This is a genomic window from Paenibacillus segetis (genome assembly GCF_014639155.1).
GTDB classification, from domain to species: Bacteria; Bacillota; Bacilli; order Paenibacillales; family Paenibacillaceae; genus Fontibacillus; species Fontibacillus segetis.
On the sequence record NZ_BMFT01000001.1, the window covers coordinates 1,214,135 to 1,232,922 of the forward strand.

The 18,788-nt window shown below is 40.8% G+C and carries 17 protein-coding genes; 13 read left to right on the top strand and 4 right to left on the bottom strand.

Annotated features, from left to right (window positions below):
- Positions 1 to 257: 257 nt before the first annotated feature.
- A complete protein-coding gene (locus IEW05_RS05335; protein WP_188536531.1) occupies positions 258 to 3,755 on the top strand; it encodes an endo-alpha-N-acetylgalactosaminidase family protein in 3,498 nt (1,165 codons plus the stop codon).
- Between the two features lie 406 nt (positions 3,756 to 4,161).
- Here IEW05_RS05335 and IEW05_RS05340 read toward each other — a convergent pair whose 3' ends face one another.
- From IEW05_RS05340 to IEW05_RS05350, 3 genes are all read right to left on the bottom strand, one after another.
- Positions 4,162 to 4,617 (bottom strand): chemotaxis protein CheX, encoded by a 456-nt coding sequence (locus tag IEW05_RS05340; protein ID WP_188536533.1) that lies wholly within the window; start codon positions 4,615 to 4,617, stop codon positions 4,162 to 4,164.
- Positions 4,614 to 5,033, bottom strand: coding sequence for a bacteriohemerythrin (locus IEW05_RS05345; RefSeq protein ID WP_188536535.1), 420 nt, complete (start codon positions 5,031 to 5,033; stop codon positions 4,614 to 4,616). The genes IEW05_RS05340 and IEW05_RS05345 overlap by 4 nt, the downstream gene beginning before the upstream one ends.
- A 224-nt stretch (positions 5,034 to 5,257) precedes the next feature.
- Positions 5,258 to 5,818, bottom strand: coding sequence for a sugar O-acetyltransferase (locus tag IEW05_RS05350; protein WP_188536537.1), 561 nt, complete (start codon positions 5,816 to 5,818; stop codon positions 5,258 to 5,260).
- Between the two features lie 236 nt (positions 5,819 to 6,054).
- Here IEW05_RS05350 and IEW05_RS05355 point away from each other — a divergent pair, with 236 nt between their 5' ends.
- From IEW05_RS05355 to IEW05_RS05380, 6 genes are all read left to right on the top strand, one after another.
- Entirely contained in the window at positions 6,055 to 7,068 is a 1,014-nt protein-coding gene (locus IEW05_RS05355; protein ID WP_188536539.1) for an ROK family transcriptional regulator, read from the top strand.
- A 9-nt stretch (positions 7,069 to 7,077) separates the two neighbouring features.
- Positions 7,078 to 8,310 (top strand): MFS transporter, encoded by a 1,233-nt coding sequence (locus tag IEW05_RS05360; RefSeq protein ID WP_188536541.1) that lies wholly within the window; start codon positions 7,078 to 7,080, stop codon positions 8,308 to 8,310.
- 22 nt (positions 8,311 to 8,332) lie between these two features.
- Entirely contained in the window at positions 8,333 to 8,920 is a 588-nt protein-coding gene (locus tag IEW05_RS05365) for a DUF1349 domain-containing protein (RefSeq protein WP_188536543.1), read from the top strand.
- A gap of 219 nt (positions 8,921 to 9,139) precedes the next feature.
- A complete protein-coding gene (locus IEW05_RS05370; RefSeq protein WP_188536545.1) occupies positions 9,140 to 9,625 on the top strand; it encodes a hypothetical protein in 486 nt (161 codons plus the stop codon).
- On the top strand, positions 9,622 to 10,011 hold the full coding sequence (locus tag IEW05_RS05375) for a hypothetical protein (RefSeq protein WP_188536547.1): 390 nt from the start codon (positions 9,622 to 9,624) through the stop codon (positions 10,009 to 10,011). The genes IEW05_RS05370 and IEW05_RS05375 overlap by 4 nt, the downstream gene beginning before the upstream one ends.
- Positions 10,012 to 10,511: 500 nt before the next feature.
- Positions 10,512 to 11,180 carry an SGNH/GDSL hydrolase family protein gene (locus IEW05_RS05380; RefSeq protein ID WP_188536549.1) on the top strand — a complete coding sequence of 223 codons (669 nt, stop codon included), beginning with the start codon at positions 10,512 to 10,514 and terminating at the stop codon, positions 11,178 to 11,180.
- A gap of 119 nt (positions 11,181 to 11,299) precedes the next feature.
- On the opposite strand, the gene IEW05_RS05385 is transcribed toward IEW05_RS05380, so the two are convergent.
- Complete coding sequence (locus tag IEW05_RS05385) at positions 11,300 to 12,076, bottom strand: DeoR/GlpR family DNA-binding transcription regulator (protein ID WP_188536551.1); 777 nt, start codon at positions 12,074 to 12,076, stop codon at positions 11,300 to 11,302.
- Between the two features lie 392 nt (positions 12,077 to 12,468).
- Between IEW05_RS05385 and IEW05_RS05390 the strand changes: the two genes are divergently transcribed.
- From IEW05_RS05390 to IEW05_RS05415, 6 genes are all read left to right on the top strand, one after another.
- Entirely contained in the window at positions 12,469 to 13,431 is a 963-nt protein-coding gene (locus IEW05_RS05390; protein ID WP_188536553.1) for a metallophosphoesterase family protein, read from the top strand.
- A gap of 24 nt (positions 13,432 to 13,455) precedes the next feature.
- Positions 13,456 to 14,313, top strand: a complete 858-nt coding sequence (locus IEW05_RS05395) for an EamA family transporter (RefSeq protein WP_188536555.1) — start codon at positions 13,456 to 13,458, stop codon at positions 14,311 to 14,313.
- A gap of 156 nt (positions 14,314 to 14,469) precedes the next feature.
- On the top strand, positions 14,470 to 15,885 hold the full coding sequence (locus IEW05_RS05400; RefSeq protein WP_188536557.1) for an MFS transporter: 1,416 nt from the start codon (positions 14,470 to 14,472) through the stop codon (positions 15,883 to 15,885).
- 20 nt (positions 15,886 to 15,905) lie between these two features.
- Positions 15,906 to 16,730 (top strand): MerR family DNA-binding transcriptional regulator, encoded by an 825-nt coding sequence (locus IEW05_RS05405; RefSeq protein ID WP_188536559.1) that lies wholly within the window; start codon positions 15,906 to 15,908, stop codon positions 16,728 to 16,730.
- A 2-nt stretch (positions 16,731 to 16,732) separates the two neighbouring features.
- On the top strand, positions 16,733 to 18,238 hold the full coding sequence (locus IEW05_RS05410) for a cellulase family glycosylhydrolase (protein ID WP_188536561.1): 1,506 nt from the start codon (positions 16,733 to 16,735) through the stop codon (positions 18,236 to 18,238).
- A gap of 156 nt (positions 18,239 to 18,394) precedes the next feature.
- Complete coding sequence (locus IEW05_RS05415) at positions 18,395 to 18,781, top strand: nuclear transport factor 2 family protein (RefSeq protein ID WP_188536563.1); 387 nt, start codon at positions 18,395 to 18,397, stop codon at positions 18,779 to 18,781.
- The last annotated feature ends 7 nt before the right edge of the window (positions 18,782 to 18,788 follow it).

Here is an 18,788-nt window from a genome sequence, read left to right on the forward strand (position 1 = left end):
ACATTTGATGGCCGTAGAACCCCTGCATTTTGAGGGGGGGATCCGAAGGATTTCTTGAATATACCTATTTTTAGAATTGGAGAGCTATAAGGATACGAAAACAACATATCTAAAATATAGAGCAATATGTATGTTGCTTAGAAAGGTACCCGTGAGATAAGGTGGGGATGTGCTTAAACAATGGAAGCGATTGCAGAAATATGCAAACAAAGGAATGCAAACGCTTACCAAAAATATCAACAAGAGGAGAGTAGCGTATGATAGTTTCTATGAACAAAAGCAAAAAAGCAGCGGCCATGCTTCTTGTAAGTTGTATGGTATGTTCTACATGGTTTGGAATTGTTCCAAAAACGATGGCAGAGGAAGCTAATAATGCTGTTCAAACGAATCAAACCGCAATCACTTCAGCACAAACTGTCATTCAATCACAGCAAATGAGTGTCCTTGTGGATAGGAATTTCCCTCGAGTAATTGAGTACACATTGAAAACAGGTGAGGGGAAGGGAAAAACCTTTTTGGGGCAGAAGGCTCCGCTAGATACCGTTGTGATTAATGATGTTCCTGTGAAGCCTATCGTTACAGCTCAAATTACAGGTAACAAAATCGTATATGAAATGAAATTGAAGAATGATGCTCATAAGGATAACAAGATTGATGCTGTCATTACGGCCGAATTTGTTGTTAAAGATAACATATTAGAATTCAATATTACGAATATTGTTGATCATGAAATTGTGAAAACCATTGAAATTCCAAATCAGAATCTGATTTCGGTAAACAGCAGTCAGTCTGGCGCTGTTTTAAATGGAGCAAGGATGTCAACCAATACCCATATCAATGGCGATCGTGAAGTAAGGGTAGATTCGAGTCTTGATGTGAGCAAAGAAGCAAAACAAGGTTATTTATATGCAATTTTATCGAATGAGGATCTCAGTGCAAGTATTTGGACGAACTCAGAGAATAATTTGGCAAGTAAAACAGATCCCATCACATCTGCTGCTGCGAAAAGAGACGCACAGCGTATTACAGCCTCAGCATCTGTGTTTGCTGGAGAAAAGACCGTGGGTTTAAGCAGTACGTTCTGGACTTATCAAAAAGGCGCGGAATATCGTAAGGAAGATGGAACCATTGAATACGCGGATGGAACGGTGATGCCGTTTGATGAAATGCCTTCAGCAAAGGTTATCATTACGCCTGATGCTAATGGAGACCATAAAATCGACTGGCAAGATGGTGCCATTGCCTTCAGACAAATTATGAACACACCGTTAGGTGCTGAGAAGGTACCTGATTTGGTAGCGTATCGTATTAGTATGAATTTCGGAGGTCAAGCTCAAAACCCGTTCCTAATGGCGCTAGATGGCGTGAAAAAGGTGTACTTAAATACGGATGGCCTTGGACAGTCAATCCTGCTGAAGGGCTATGGAAGTGAAGGGCATGATTCAGGTCACCTGAATTATGCGGACATTGGACAGCGCATCGGCGGTGCTGAGGATATGAAGACGTTGCTTGCAAAGGGTAAGGAATACGGTGCAGGCTTTGGTGTTCATGTGAATGCGAGTGAGACCTATCCAGAATCTAAATATTTTGAAGAATCTAGATTGTTAAAAAATGCTGATGGCACGTATAAGTATGGCTGGAACTGGATTGATCAGGGAATTAACATCGATGCAGATTATGACCTGAGAAATGGTCGAGATCAACGTTTTAAGGATTTCTATGATGAGCTTGGCGGAGCACAAAATGATTTGGATTTCATTTATGTAGACGTGTGGGGAAATGGACAATCGGGTGATAATTCATCCTGGCCAAGTCGCCAATTAACCAAAGAAATTAATACACTTGGATGGCGCGTAGGAAGTGAATGGGGCTTTGCTAACGAATATGATTCGACCTTCCAGCATTGGGCCGCTGACTTAACTTATGGTGGATATACGTTAAAAGGAATTAATAGTACCATGACTCGGTTTATCCGAAACCATGAAAAGGATGCTTGGATTGGTAACTATCCTTCTTATGGCGGTGATGCCGACGCCCCGCTACTTGGTGGTTATAGCATGAAGGACTTTGAAGGTTGGCAAGGTCGAAGCGACTACCATGCTTATATGAATAATCTGTTCGCAGTCAATCTTCCAGTGAAATTTTCTCAGCATTATAAAGTGATGCAATGGGAAGATGGAGAGCCCGTTCAAATGACGGATAACAAAGAGACGTATTCATGGGTGCCAGGTATGAAGGCTGTGCTGCAGGATGATGCGAAGGAAAATACGTTAACGATTACTCGTAAATCAAATGATTTTGCGAATAATAAAGATGATTATCGTACTAGAACAATGATGTTTAATGATAAATCTATTTTTGAAGGTCAACCAGGAGATGAGAAATACCTTATTCCATGGTTCTGGGATAGCAATGGCACACCATTGCCTGCAGATCAGCAAAAACTATATCACTGGAATACAAAGGGCGGCGTAACGAATTGGAAGGTTCCAGCTGGCTGGAGTGGTGATGTTAAAGTATATGAATTAACAGAGCTTGGCAAGGAAAATATGAAAACTGTAACGATCGAGAATGGTGTGATTACGTTGAATGCCAAAGCTTCCACGCCATATGTGATTTTAAAATCAGAACAATCCAATAAAGCAGTGAACTGGAGCGAAGGAATGCACATTGTAGATGCAGGCTTCAATAGCGGTTCTTTGGGGAATTGGAATATGATTGGTGATAAGGATGCTGTGAGCATTACGAAGAGTGAAGGCAGTAATAACATGCTGACCATCAAGGATAGTAAAAAAGATGTATACGTAACGCAAAAATTAACCGATTTAAAACCAAATACGAAATACGCTGCATATGTAGGTGTAGATAATCGAAGTGAGATGGGCGCAGGGCTGAGCATTACGACAGGAACCGAGAAATTTGTCAATAGTACGGGGAAATCGATTGCGAAAAACTATGTGAGAGCCTATGCACATAATACGTTAGGAACAGAGCAAGCCAAAGAGGATGGGCAAATGACGTCTACCGTGAATGGAACAAGCTATTTCCAAAACATGTACGTATACTTTGAAACAGGTACGGATGTATCCAATGTAAAATTGACGCTTTCTAGAGTAGCTGGCAGTGGCGCAACCTATTTTGATGATATTCGAATTGTTGAAAACAACGCTCAGAATAAAGTTAACACCACTCAATTTGTTCAGGATTTTGAAAATGTAGCTCAGGGGATTTATCCATTTGTAATCGGTAATATTGAGGGTGTAGAGGATAATCGTACACATTTAGCTGAACTGCATGCCCCTTACACACAAAGAGGATGGAACCAAAAAACAGTTAGCGATGTGATTAGCGGCAAATGGTCATTAAAAACGAATGGCTTAACAGAAGGGGACACACTTGTGTACCAGACCATTCCTCAAAACTTCAAGTTCTCTCCAGGCGTAACTTATAAAATTACGTTTGATTATGAGGCAGGAACGGATGGAACTTATGCTGTTGTAACAGGGAATGCCCCATTTGAAGAAAGCGGCGTGCTTACAAAGACGGAGCTAAAATCGACTGCAAATCCTGATAAAAATGCGAAATCAGGAAAGTATTCCTTTACGTTGACAGGCGACCCATCAGGTCAAAGCTGGTTCGGCATCTATTCGACGGATAAGCCTGCGGATACACAAGGTGTTGAGGGTTCTCAGGAAGATTTCAATGGATACAAGGACTTCATGCTGGATAATCTAGTAATTGAAGTTGTAAAGTAAACTACTTAAATAATAGCAGAGTCCAAATCGAGCGGTGAAAGATAAGTAAGTAATTAATAAGGCTACGACATATAACTGTGTCGTAGCCTTAACTTTTAGTAGATTAAGAGAAACGTCTCAAAAGCTGAACGATCCTTTAAGCTCCAGAAGGAGTTTATGGTAGACCATACGTCATTGAAGCATTGGAGGCAAGGTATCATGAATCAATAACATTTAGTAGCTATCCACGGGAGGCTGAATGGATTCTCTCATTCCGAGATTGGGTTAACTATCAGATTAAAGAAACGATATAGAAAAATACGAATAAAAAAAAGAAACCCTCTGTCTAAAAGACGTGGGCTTCCCGGCAAACTGTGCATCCAAAGGATACTTCTACGCGATTCTCTTAAGAGAATCGCTATTTATGTTATGCGACTTTTCTTACAAGCTGAATGTCGACATGAAGCTGACCGATGCTGGTTTCAAGCGTGAGTACTTTGTCTGATTTGTTCTGAATAGTGCATGTATCGGTATATTCGATGGATGGCGGCTGGATATCGCATTGTACCTGGTGATCGAACAAGCCGGTCATTGCATTGCCGCTAATGATGTTCACGACCTCGGAAATGGCCGAGGTGACGAAATCATCTAGCTCCTTCATCTCCATTCCAGAGAGAATTCGGACAATTTCCAGAGTTATGCTCTCAGGTATGCAATATTCAATCTTTCCTTCCAAATCGCCGATGATTCCGATACTGACGTTTACGGCCTTATTCTTCAACTCTGAAAGCTGCTCCGGTGGCGTCTTCTTAATGTCTAGATCGAGCATCAGTCGAAACACTTCCTGGGTTGCCTTGAAAAAAGGATGGGTCAAATCCGTCATACTTCTACCTCCAACCGGTGGATATAATCGGCAATCTTCTGGTCGGTGGCGGCCACGTGGTTAATCAACCAGGCAACCAGCTTGCCTGCGAATTTCTGCACGAGAGGTTCCTCATAGCCCTGTGCCTCGAACAATTTCACGAATTCCTGAACCTCGGAGGTAAATTCCGCATGGATCTCACAATGTCGATTACAATCGGGGTAACCTACACTTCTCTGATAGCACTCTTCGTCGTGAAAATGCTTCACTACGTACTCCTTCATAAATTCAAGTGTTTCCTTCACCTTCTGAACCTTATGCTCCCACGGTTCTTTAGAGCGAAGTACGAGCAAAAAGCTTTCGACTCGCTCAAACAGTTCCATATGTTGCTTGTCGATCAAGTCAACGCCGAGCGTATACTTGTCCTTCCACATCATCAGTAGGTCTCCTCCATGGTATTTTATGTAAATAGAAAAAAGGCAAATCTTATTATACGACACATCCTGACAAATGAATGTGAGCTTTGTTGCGTTCAGGTCTAGCGGCAGCAATGAGAAGGTACTATTGTGATGTTGAATCGGTTGAATAAATCATAAACAAGCGATAATCGCCTTAAAGGTTTACTAAGGATGATTATCGCTTGTTTTTGTAATCTATAATTTTATAGTTCGATTTGTTTAATGATTTTGGCTGGATTGCCACCAACAATCATATTATCAGGTACATCCTTGGTAACCACCGCTCCAGAAGCGATAACGACATTATTGCCAATGTTAACACCCGGATTAATCACTGCACGACCACCTATCCATACATTGTTCCCGATCGTTACTGGTTTGCCGTATTCCGGTCCAGCGCTTCGTTCGAATGGGTTGAGTGGATGAGATGCTGTATAAATATGAACGCCTGGACCAATGAGGCAGTTATCTCCAATGTGTACCTCACAGACATCCAAGATCGTGCAATCAAAATTAGCATAGAAATTTTCACCTACATAGATGTTGTATCCGTAATCAAAGCGGATATTGGGTTCCATGTACAGATTGTTACCTGTTGATCCAAACAGTTCTTTGAGCAACTTTGTACGCAGTTCATTATCGGTCTCCGCCGTCTGATTATAGACTCTTGTAATTCTTCTGGCATGTTCTCTTTCTTTCGTTAACTCAGGATCAGCGGCAATATATAGTTCTCCATCTAACATTTTTTGTTTTTCTGTTTTCATGGTGATAAATCATTCCTCTCGTATATCGCTTCAGCGTGTTTTATGCTTATTAAACGTATTTAATAACTATCGTTATAGTAGCAGAGCCTGATAGCTAAAGCAATGATAAATGCAATTCAATCATAATAAATTATCATAAACAACCATAATTTCATTGCTTCTAAAATCTGTTTCTGATATCATCGTGTTACATATTAAACGCGTTAAATAAGTTGCTTGAAGAGGTGATAAGATCTATGAGTGATTTATTGACCAATCCAAAAGATATGAAGAAAATGATCTTTCAAAACGTTCGCTCCGCTCTTTTAGAGCTAGGAGATGCAACAAAAGTTGAACTAAGTCAAAAGCTAGGAATCAGTTTCCCAACCATTAGTAAGTTCCTCTCTCAGATGGAGAGGGAAGGGGAGATTACGTTATCCGGGATTGACGATTCAAGCGGTGGGAGAAGAGCTAAGAGATATAGATATAACCCAGAATTTATGCTGGGATTAGCTATATTTTTGGAGAGGAATGAAACCAACTATACGGTATTTAATTGTCTGGGAGAATTAGTAGAACAGGGGAAGACTCCGAGTGTCCTAATGGAGGACGTGCAGAGTGTAACTAAACACATTGAAGAGATTGTGGAGAAACATCCAAAAATCCGTTCTATTGCAATTGGCGTACCCGGTTCGGTCAAGAATGGTCAGATCATTTATATACCTTGCTATAAGCCATTTGATCAATTTGATTTAAAAGGGCATTTTGAGGACCACTTTTCCATTCCAGTTGTCGTGGAGAATGATATGAACGCTGCGGTTCTGGGGTATCACAATAGCAACAAGAGTAAAGATAATTCGTCCTTGATCTATTTGTATCTTGGTCAGAATGGTCCAGGGGCCGGTATTATCGTCAATGGGAACCTAGTGCGAGGGAGCACATTTTTCTCAGGGGAGGTATCCTTTGTTCCGCAATATGATGATCGGAATTTCTCGGAAGCTTTACAAAGCCAAAAAGTTGACGCGATTAGTCGGTTGGTAGCAACGTTCTCCGCCGTAATTAACCCTCACACTATTATTTTTAATCACGAGGAAATAGACGATTCTGCAATCAAACAAATTGCGGGTAAGAGTGGCCTATATATTCCGGGAGAGCATCTTCCAGAGCTTGTAATAAGTGACTGGCAACAAGATTATTTATCCGGATTACAGAGCCTGGGGCTTGACCTGATGATTTCTGGATTAAGTATGAACAAACAACGAGGAGAATGATTGAACATTATGGCTACTTTCTTTTTAATTATTATTTACTTGGCTTTCATTAGCTTGGGATTACCTGATTCCATGTTAGGTTCTGCATGGCCCGTGATGCAATCTGAACTGGGAGCACCACTGGAGATGGCTGGTTGGCTGTTTATGGTCATCGCTGCGGGTACCATCGTATCTAGTTTGACAAGTGGAGCAATATTGAAACGATTTGGAACGGGCAAAGTTACACTGGTGAGCTGCATTATGACCGCAGTTGCATTATTAGGTTTTGCTTTCGCTCCTTCCTTTGTATGGTTATTTCTCTGCGCTATTCCTCTTGGATTAGGAGCAGGTTCTGTAGATGCGGGGCTCAACAACTACGTTGCTGCAAATTATAAAGCACATCATATGAACTGGTTACATTGTTTCTGGGGAGTAGGGGCTACACTTGGTCCTGTCATTATGGCTCAATTTATTTCGGGGCAAAACGGTTGGAGACATGGGTACTCTACGGTTTCCATGATTCAGTTTGGACTCGTGATCATTCTTGCTTTGACGCTTCCACTATGGAAACGAGTAGAGAGGATCAGCAATGTTACTTCAATTGAGGATGGAAAAGATGGAATCGATGCTTTTGAGGACAGTTCTATCGAATCAGTAAAACCATTGCAAATAAAAGGGGTCAAGCTGGCTTTAGTGTCTTTATTCTTCTTTAGCGGTGTTGAAGCTACCGTAGGCTTGTGGGGAAGCAGCTTTCTGGTGAATGTAAAAGATTTACCTGCATCAGTAGCAGCCCAATGGGTTTCCCTTTATTACGGGGGGATCACTGCGGGTCGATTTATCGCCGGATTTATTACATTCAAGATCAGTAACCGTATGCTCATTCGGGGAGGACAGATCATCGCCCTTAGCGGCGCATTGCTTCTACTTCTGCCATTACCGTCCATTTTTTCACTTGTCGGTTTTATGATCATAGGACTGGGTCTTGCTCCTATTTATCCGTGCATGCTGCATGAAACGCCTGTACGCTTTGGAAGAAAGCACTCACAGAGCATCATGGGATACCAAATGGCTTTAGCTTATACGGGAACGACATTGATTCCTCCACTTTTCGGATTAATTGCAACCAACTCAACAGTAGGGATCTTTCCAATTTATGTGGTTGGTTGTGCAGCGGCGATGTTCCTATTTTCAGAGCAGTTGAATGTTTTTCTGAGGAAGAAATCTACTTCTGAAGGGAAAAGCACGGGGGCTATAGAACTATAAGCCTAAATAGGAGGTACGTAAAATGACATTTGATTCAAAACAACTATTTTGGATTCATGAACCTACAGTTTATTCTATTCAGGAAAATAAGATCATCATTAGAACGGACCCTGAAACCGATTTCTGGCAGCGTACTTACTATGGTTTTAAAAATGATAATGCTCCGGCTTTATTGTGGAAGACAGAAGAACAGCATTTTTCATTTGTAGTCAAAACGCAATTTGACAGTAAACATCGTTATGACCAATGCGGAATTATTATTTATCAAAACAGTGATAATTGGTTTAAGGTGGCCATGGAATATGAAAATGAGGAGTTTCAAAGGTTAGGGAGTGTGGTTACGAACAAGGGTTATTCTGATTGGGCCACTACAGACATTAGCGCAGATATTAAGATAATGTATTACAGATTAAGTCGTCGGGAAAGCGATTTTTGTATTGAAAATTCATATGACGGAGTGCATTTTAAGCAAATGCGTATCTTTCATTTATTTGAGGGATCTGGTGAAATCCAACTGGGATTATACGCTTGCAGTCCTGAAAAATCCTCCTTTGAAGCTATTTTTAGTGAGATGGAAGTAATGGAATGTAAATGGGAAGCACATAAATAAAATCTTCACTCTTTGTACTTGAAGATATTAGGCCTATGTTGAAACGTTTAAACAGCAATAACGATAAGCAGTGCAATTTAGATATTGATATTTTTTTGGATAATCATGATACAATATTAAGAAAATTATGGAAAGGATTGTATCGTGAAAAAACTAAGTTTCGTTTTTATTTTACTAATAACATTAGTCGCGTGTAGCTCTAGCAATGAGTTTAAAAATATGAAACAATCAATCCCTGCTTCAACACCGACTCAATCGGAAGAATCAAGTCCTACATTGAACAATGTACAGGATGAACTAAATTGGGATGTTGGTGAAATCGTAACTACGATTTACTCATTAGATTTGAAGGAATATGAAGAGGCTAGAATCGATGTAATTCCATTTTATTCGAGGGGTGAAATTAAGCATCTCACCGAAGAAACTGTAAACTCATTTCTTGAAGGACATCATCCTTGGTTAGGACACGCTGAAACATTTGTGGCAACTCAGGTTTCTAATTTAGTTCCACCTGAGTACAAAAAGGACGATGATATAAAAAAAGAGTTCATCAAGCTTAAGAACATGTCTGAAAGCGGGGCATCGGCCATAATAATGCTTGGAGATAATTATTATTATGAAGTGACTTTGGAATCCTCAGAGAGTACAGGGGGAATTTTCTTTATAACAAACATTGTCCTTCATATAACATTAGAGGCGAAATGAATAAGATCTTACTGTTGGCGTTTATCAGTCTATTCATTATTACTGGATGCAAGAGCGGCAATAAAGTAATTATTGAACTTGTTGAGAAACCGGAAGTAATCTCTCAATTAGATTTCACGATCTCAGGGGAAGTAAAAGGATTGAAGTCAAATTATATTTTTTATCAAATAGAAGATGGCCATGGTTTTTTATCTGAAGGGAAAATCAATTTACAGAATAACGGGACGTTTAGGTCAAGCCTTTCAATAAAATCGCCCACTAATGAATACGGGATACTTTCCTTTTATTCGGATGTCAATCATAATGGAATATTCGAAATTGAAATTGACACTGTGCAAAAACTAGGTTCATTCGATCTTTTATTTCATAAATCTATTGTCATGTGACAGAGAAAACCTCTGATAACAATTTCACGAATCAAAATTACTTTCTAGGTAGACAATACAATAAAGATAAGTTTAAGAAATCAGTTGATAATATAGTCTCCGCTAATACGAGCTCTATAGTAAGTAGTTATGCTAAAGCACTGAAAGCTGTGACAGTATCAGACCTTGAAAGTTCAGAGATACAATTGCCTCATTTCAATACTTCTACACACCAAAAGGCTTTAGTGGTTTTAATGCTTGGACTTCAGCTATTTTTACATTTAGTGTTCTAGATGACGGCACTTATGCACTTGAATCTGTAAAACTAGATTAATATATTTAGTTTTTTGATTTTCGCCATCTGTAGTCGATTGGGACTGATCCCAATTGACTATGGATGGCTTTTTTTTTTAACTTTACTGAAAATTATGTTGTTATTGACCTTACTAATGAGCTATTCCTTTCGATATGATGTTATGTTAATTTTATTGTTAGTAAACTTAAGCAAAGGATGATGATTCATGACTGCTTCAACTACTAATCACAACAAAGTTATTCTATTTCAAGGAGATTCAATCACTGACGGGAACCGGGGGCGCGACGACGATCCTAATCATATTCTAGGACATAGCTATGCGTATATCATTGGTGGGAAATTGGGGAATGAGTTTGCAGAGAAAGGCTTGCAATTCTATAACCGGGGAATAAGTGGTGATCGGATCTCCGATCTATATGCACGTTGGAATGAAGACGCGATTAGTCTGAACCCTGACATTATCAGTATTCTGATCGGTGTGAACGACGCATGGAGAATAATGAACGGTGAGCCGAGTGGAGTAACAGATCGTTTTGAGAGAGCTTATCGACATGTACTTGAAGAGACCAGTGAAGTATTACCTCACACGAAATTGATTCTTTGTGAGCCATTTATTCTGAAAGCGGGTGGGATTGTAGAACAGTGGGCGGCTTGGGATGAGCGGATTAAGAACTATCAAGCCGTTGTCCGGGAGCTAGCAGTACAATTTAACGCTGTTCACATTCCGTTACAGGAGTTATTTAATGAAGCTGCTCAAAGAGTAGATGCAGCTTATTGGTTATGGGATGGAGTGCATCCAACGGCTGCCGGTCATGATCTTATTGCTAAACAATGGTTGACTATCGTTGAGAGGAGCGGCGTGCTTAACATTTAGCTGAATCATCGAAATATACATAGAAGAAGACACTAGGAGGGCATTCCCAGGCCAAATGTAAGGCTTGCGGGAATGCCTTTTTTTGTCTACGTAAAACGGTTGTTCTAAGTATTCGCTTCCTAATATGTTTCCCCTACAATTATCTCAATATCTAATCGTCGGAGTGCATCAATCCATTCTTGAGAACAACCTGGATCGGTAACGATCATGGAAATTTGCTCAATCGGGGCAATTTGGGCAAAGGTAGTGACTCCGAACTTGGAATGATCTACTACAAGGATGGACTCTTCTGCTCGTTGCATCATTTTACGCGACAACAAAGCCTCTTCCAGATTATATTCGGTAATACCATCTGAGAGCGAGACACCACCAGCCGATATAAAAGCTTTATTGACCTTAAACTGATCCAGCATGCTATGTGCGATAATTCCTGTTGCAGCTTGATAACTTAAATTCACCTCACCCCCGGCAAATATAACTTTTCCCTGGAATTCTTCCAACGCACAGTTCAAAATAACCACGGAGTTCGTAATTACTGTCACATCGGCACGATCTTTGAGCTGCCGCATAATTTCCAACGTTGTTGTACCGTTGTCTAACATCACTGTTTCCCCATCTTCTATAAGTGAAGCTGCAAGTCTTCCAATAGCTTGCTTCTCATTCCGCTGCATTTGGGAGCGTTTTAGAAATACTGGCTCGATCATTTCGGAACGAACCCGAACTGCTCCGCCATACACTTTTCTCAGTTTTTCTTCTTTCTCTAATCGGTCTAGATCACGTCTTATGGTTTCTGTAGATACATTAAATAACTCGGCCAGAGCATGCACTTGCACCTTCCCGTCCATATCCAACTGGGCGAGTATTGTCTGCCGTCGTTCTTCATAGGTTAAGGACAAGGATGATTCCTCCTATAGTTGGTTAGCGTTACTTCAAAGATCATGGTTCGTACAATACACATCAAAAGTATACACTATATAGTTATTTTTTTTGAAAATCCATGTGTTTTTATGTTGTTTTCACTTAGTTTATTCCCCACTATTATACTTGTCAAGATAGACCGAAAATAATAGCATATCATTTATTGAAGTTTAATGTCTGAATCAACTTTTTTTATGTATGATACGTTGGATTTCTTATATACATATAGTCTATATATAATTGTTAACGCAATGTAAAAAATGGATTGACAGATTGTGAAATCGGAAGTAGAATCAACTCGAAACCACATAATAACACACTAATCAACAGGTCGTGTAAATGAGTCAAAGGACTAAGGGGGATACTTACGATGAACCGCCACTTAACTTTTAAGAAAGACGGAACTTTTAAAATGGTACAATTTACGGATCTTCATTGGAAGGATGGAAGAGCCGAGGATCAACGTACCCGCGAATTGATGGATAATATTCTGAATGTAGAACAACCTGATCTGGTTGTCTTTACAGGAGATATTATTTACTCCGCACCAGTTTCGCCTGGAGAAGCTGAATGTGAAGATCCAGCACAGGCATTCCGTGACGCAGTGTCTACTGTGGAAGAACGCGGCTGTCCATGGGCTTTTGTGTTCGGAAATCATGATACGGAAATCAGGATTACACGTGAAGAATTAATTCAAGTGGCATTATCACATCGACATGTTGTAGCGGAGTCCGGACCAAAAGATGTATCTGGTTATGGGAATTATTCCGTTGAACTTGTAGATACAGCAGGAAATCCAGCAGCTAATCTATATTTCCTTGATTCGGGCGACTATTCAAATCTTGAGCATGTACCAGGATATAACTGGATTCAGCGAGATCAATTGAACTGGCTTGCAGGGGAGAGCTCTCGGCTAAATCCGAAGGGCACAGCGAATAAACTTCCGGCGCTTGCTTTCTTCCATATTCCGATTCCTGAATATCAGGAAGTGTGGGACACACAAGTCTGCTATGGACATAAATTAGAGCAGGTATGCTGTCCGACCGTCAACTCAGGATTATTCACGACGTTGCTTGAGATGGGCGATGTGATGGGGACCTTCTGTGGGCATGATCATATCAACGATTATTGTGGTACCTTGCATGGAATTAAGCTTTGCTACGGGCGGGCAAGTGGCTACAATACTTACGGTAAAGAAGGATTTATGCGGGGAGCGCGCGTCATTCAACTGACTCAGGAGCAAGAAGGATTCGACACCTGGCTTCGTCTAGAAGATGGCTCTGTCGTAAATGAACAACCTACTCATGATCCAAATGTTACGATAGAAAGTTAATCTTCTAAGGGGCTGACATCTGAAATGCTTTTACCTATTCTCCTAGTCATAGCTTCCGGTATGGCTCATGCTGTCTGGAGCATGTTTACCAAGAAGAGCCGTAATAAGAGTGTCTTCTTATGGTCGATTATGATGGTCGCAACCATCGTTCTGTTGCCCGTATTGATCATAGAGCTGTGGCAGAACCCGATGAATGCAAGTTCGTATGTTCTTCTATTGTTATCTGTTATCTTACAAGCCATTTACTCTTGGCTCTTGTCCAAAACTTATGAGCTTGGTGATCTATCACAGATTTACCCCATTATGCGGGGGACGAGTACGCTACTCGTACCGATCATTGGAGTTCTTTTTCTTAGCGAGTCCCTATCGATATTCGGTTGGGTCGGGATTATATGTATGCTTAGCGGGTTCGTCGTCCTTAGTGGGATTAGCCCCAGAACCAAACAAGCAAACTCGCAGATACATAGCAAAAAGCCTGTATTGATGGCATTATGTGTTGGCTTATGCACAACCTGCTACGTGTTCGTAGATAAGCTTAACTTGCAGCATATTTCTCCAATAGCGTTATTAGAAGTGACTAATATCGGTTTCGTTCTTGGTTTGACTCCAGCTGTGCTAGCGTCTCGGAAGATCTGGGATGAAATAAAGCACAATAAACCAACCATCATTATAGGATCCATTTTGAATCCGGGTTCTTATCTGTTGTTTCTCTTTGCAATGCAGCAGGCTCCGATGGCTCATATTAGTCCCCTACGGGAAATAGGTACTGTATTCGCTACATTCCTCGGCATTTTGCTTCTGAAAGAGCAGCAGGGATTGAAACGAATCTGTTGTTCCGTGGTCATATTCCTTGGGATATTACTTATCGGAATATGGGGCTAGATTTCTTCTTATCAAGAGGTTAACCAGTTCATTTGGTTAACCTTTTTTTTATTTGTAATAACCTATTGAGCTTGGAGTAACTCCATAGTTTATAATGATGGCAAGATGAGTTGCTGAAGGATATTAACAGGATCAGAGTACTAATTGTGAGAAGGGATGATACCTTTGAAAAAGGTGATACACTCCATTCGAGGAGCCTTTCGTTTTACAAGTACAGGGCTTACCATGGGGCAGAAATGGCGGCTTGCACTCCCTGGTCCTGTCCTATCTGTAGGGGGCGTACTCATACATAATGTGTTTATTAAGTACTATACGGATATGATTGGTCTGAGTCCTAAGTATGTCGGCTGGGTGTACCTCATCTATAATATTTGGAATGCCATCAATGATCCGATGATCGGCGTCTGGATTGATAAGATGAGACACCGTCCGAATCGGGGGAAATACGTCTACATTATGCGCGTAACTGTACCGTTTATGATCATTTCCTCTTTTCTCATGATGTTATCCAGTCCGTCTTGGGATCAGTGGTTGATATTCCTACTCTATACCGTAGAATTATTTATTTACGACACTGCTGCAACCGCTTACAGTGTGGCCTATCAATCTTATACTTTAATTGCAGCCCCTACCAAAGAAGAGCGTGTTGATGTCAACATCATACAAAATTACATTTCGCAAGCGTTGTCATTTCTAATTACGATGATTCCAACTTTACTGTTAGTTGGAGATGGGAAACGTGAGGTAATTATCCCGGTTTTTAGCGCGGTCATTTTGGCAGAAACGATATTTTTCACCTTGGCTTTAAGAGGGTTACGGGACGATGCCAAAATGTATGAATCCCTTAATAACCAGGATTTTGAGGGGAATAATCTTTGGAAGGAATCTTGGAAGATTATAAAATCTCGTCCATTCCTCACCTATGTTATTTATTCCATTATCACGATTGGACCTATAGGATTTTACTTTACCCCTTATTTATACTATATGGATGATGTGATGCAATCGGACGGTTTAACCGCTACGATTGTAGATGCGAGCACTCATATCATCGCTCTCATTTTTTTGCCGGTCATGGGTAACATCATTAAGAGATGTGGTACCAAAATAAGTATCTATTGGGGAACGCTCACGGCTATACTCGGTTATGTTGGTATTTTTTTCGCTAGCAATATCTGGACCGTAGCCGCCTCTTACATCATGATTGTATTTACAGTGAATTACATCCGAACTGCGGTCTCGCAAGTGGGAGCACTCATTATTGATGACAACGAGCGTTCTACCGGTGTACGGAAAACGGGACTATTTAACGGTCTGTTCTCAATATTTATCACTGCATTTTCTAGTTTACAGACTGTGATCTTTATTAATGTGATTGGTGCATTTGGTTACGATGGTCTTGCGGCAACTCAATCTGAATCCGCAGTCTTCGGTATCAGGGTGGCCACGGGTCTGATCCCGTTGGTTTCTGTAATTATCGGTCTAATCCCGATCTCTTTCTATCCATTCGATAAGAAAAAAGAGGAAGAGATATCTGCATTCAGTAATTATGCTAGAAGAGGGGGTCCTTAAAAGGTGGAGGTGAGTGCATTATGATAAAGCTTAAATTTACGATTGGTGAAGTATCCAATATTCTGAATATCCCGATTGATACGCTTCGCTACTATGACAAGATCGGATTATTATCATCTCATCGTGACGTCAATAAGTACCGCTACTATTATCTTGAACAGTTAGATTCTCTGATCACCATAAGAATGCTTAGAGCCATGGATGTTCCTATTGAACGTATCCAAGCACTCCTTACAGATGACAGTTTGCATGATATGCGCGAGTTGCTAGTTCATAAGCAGAAGGATATCGATCGGCAGTTGATCTATTTGAAGCATCTGTCCCATAAGCTTGATTTTCTGAATGATAAGTTTCAACGTTTCGAGGAAAGGGATGTCATTGAATTAGTTCAAAGTAATCCTAGCTGGGTGTTTCTAACGGATTCTGTTATGGAAAGTACAGACAAGAAGCTTGGGAGCACAGTGCAACAGCAGTTAAGTAAAATCAGTACCCAACAGAAGTGGCTCGATTTCTGCCATATTATTTCTATCGTGTCGATGGAGAACCTTCTAGTGGGCAATTATCACAGTTATTTGCATAATGGGATTTTGTCCACCTTTCCGATGAATGAAACTGCAGGCGTGTTCAAGAAATTTGAGCCCCGCTTTTGTGCTAGAAAATGCGTGATCATTAGCAAGGACTGTTATGCCGATTTAGATGATCATTACGAGCAAATGAAAGCATTCATCCGTAAACGTGGTTTAAGGATTGCTGGAAGTTCTCTTGAAATTAATCTATTTAATCAGTACAACAATCACTACATTGAAATCTACATTCCGGTAACTGAAATGGAGGAAGGAGAATAGAGATGAAGAAGCTTACAACGGATGGGCAACGTATTGTAAATGAAGATGGGGCACAGGTAATTTTGAGTGGTGTGAACTTGGTCTGTAAGGATAAAGCCAAAGGTTATGTGGAACCTTGCGGTGAAGATCTGTTCACATGGTTTCATGAGCAAGGGTTCAATGTGATTCGCTTAGGTTTGATCTGGGATGGTGTGGAGCCGGAACCAGGTGTGTATGATAACGAATATTTAGCTAAAATCAAACAGCAAATCATCTGGGCTAAGCAAAACGATCTTTACGTTTTTCTAGATATGCATCAGGATTTATATAGTTCGCGTTATGGTGATGGGGCTCCTGAATGGGCGACCTTCTCAGATAATCTGCCCCATATAGTTGGTCAAATATGGAGTGATGCGTATCTAGAAAGTCCGGCACTGAATCGTGCAATGGATCATTTTTGGGCTAACGCTCCCGCTAGTGATGGGATAGGTTTACAGGATCATTATGCGTCGATGTGGAAATATGCAGCCCAATTCTTTGCCGATTGTACCAATATCATTGGCTACGATATGATGAACGAACCTTATCCTGGATCAAGTGGACAACTGGTGTTTGGTGCAATTATCGATGCTTATGCCAAGTCCGTTATGGGAATGACTGAAGTCGACATGGAACAACTCTCCGCGCTCTGGTTCAATGAAGAGGATAAACAAGAGATCCTCAAAGGCATGGCGGATATGGATATCTATCGAGTTTTGGTTGATCGTGCGAAAGACGCCTCTCAGGTATTCGAGCGTGAAGTACTTGCCCCTTTTTTCAACAAAACAGCAGCAGCGATTCGTTCGGTTGTCCCGGACGGCTTCTTAATGCTTGAAACTAGTTATTTTGCTAATATGGCAGTGGAGTCTGGCTTGGTATTAGTACAGGACGATGAGGGAACAGTTGTTCATCATCAGGTCTACGCCCCCCATGGTTATGATCTGGTAGTCGATACGGAGCATTACGAGATATATAATCAGGATCGCGTTGAATTGATATATGCAACTCATCGCAAGGTGCAGGAACGTTTGAACATTCCTACCTTGATCGGGGAATGGGGAGCATTCACCAATCATCCTGCGACCCTCGAGCTATCCAAAGCATTGCTTGCCATTTTTGAAGGAAACCTTTGGAGCAACACCTATTGGTGCTGGTGCGATGGATTCAAGGAATCACCTTACTCCGTAGCATTAAAACGTGCTTATCCACAGGCAACAGGTGGATTGCTTGTAGGTTACCACTACGACTATGATACGGACATCATAAAAGTGGACTACGTTCCGTCCGGTGGTGAGACTTTGATCTATCATCCCCGCGCAGCATTGCTCTCCAAGGATGTTGTACTCATTTCTGGAACAGGTGTTGATGTATATCAGATCGAAGTCCGTCCTTTCCAGGGTTCGGAGAGTGGGATCATAGCGATTAGCGCCCCGCAAGACGAGACCAAGATTACTGTTACCATAGGGAACCCTTCATCAAAGCAAGAGTAGAAGAGTATACCACGATGAGTGGTGTCAGATACAGGTCGATTGCACGTGCAATCGGCTTTTTTTATATGAGATAAAACTCATCTTAAAGGGGGAACGTATGTGCTAATATGAAGGGGTCGGAATAACTTGTGAATTCTTATTGGACGAGGTGAAGTAATGGCAAATAAAGAGAAGATCATTGATTTATGGGCTGAAATCGATAAACAGAATTGGGATAATTTGTTTCAATATTTTACAGAAGACGCTGTTATCAACTGGAATAATTCAAATGAGAGCTTTAATGTGAATGAATTCGTTAGGGCAAATTGTGAATATCCAGGCAATTGGAGGATTGATATTGAGCGACTAGAAGCTATGGATGATTTAGTCGTTTCAGTGGTAAAAGTCGAGTTAAAAAGCTCCGAAATATCCTTTCGTGCCACCTCATTTTTCGAATTTGATGAAGATAAGATTAGATGGCTAAATGAATACTGGGGCGATAACGCCCAAGCCCCGCAGTGGAGGGTTGATATGAACATTGGTAAACCGATTATTAATACATAAAATATGA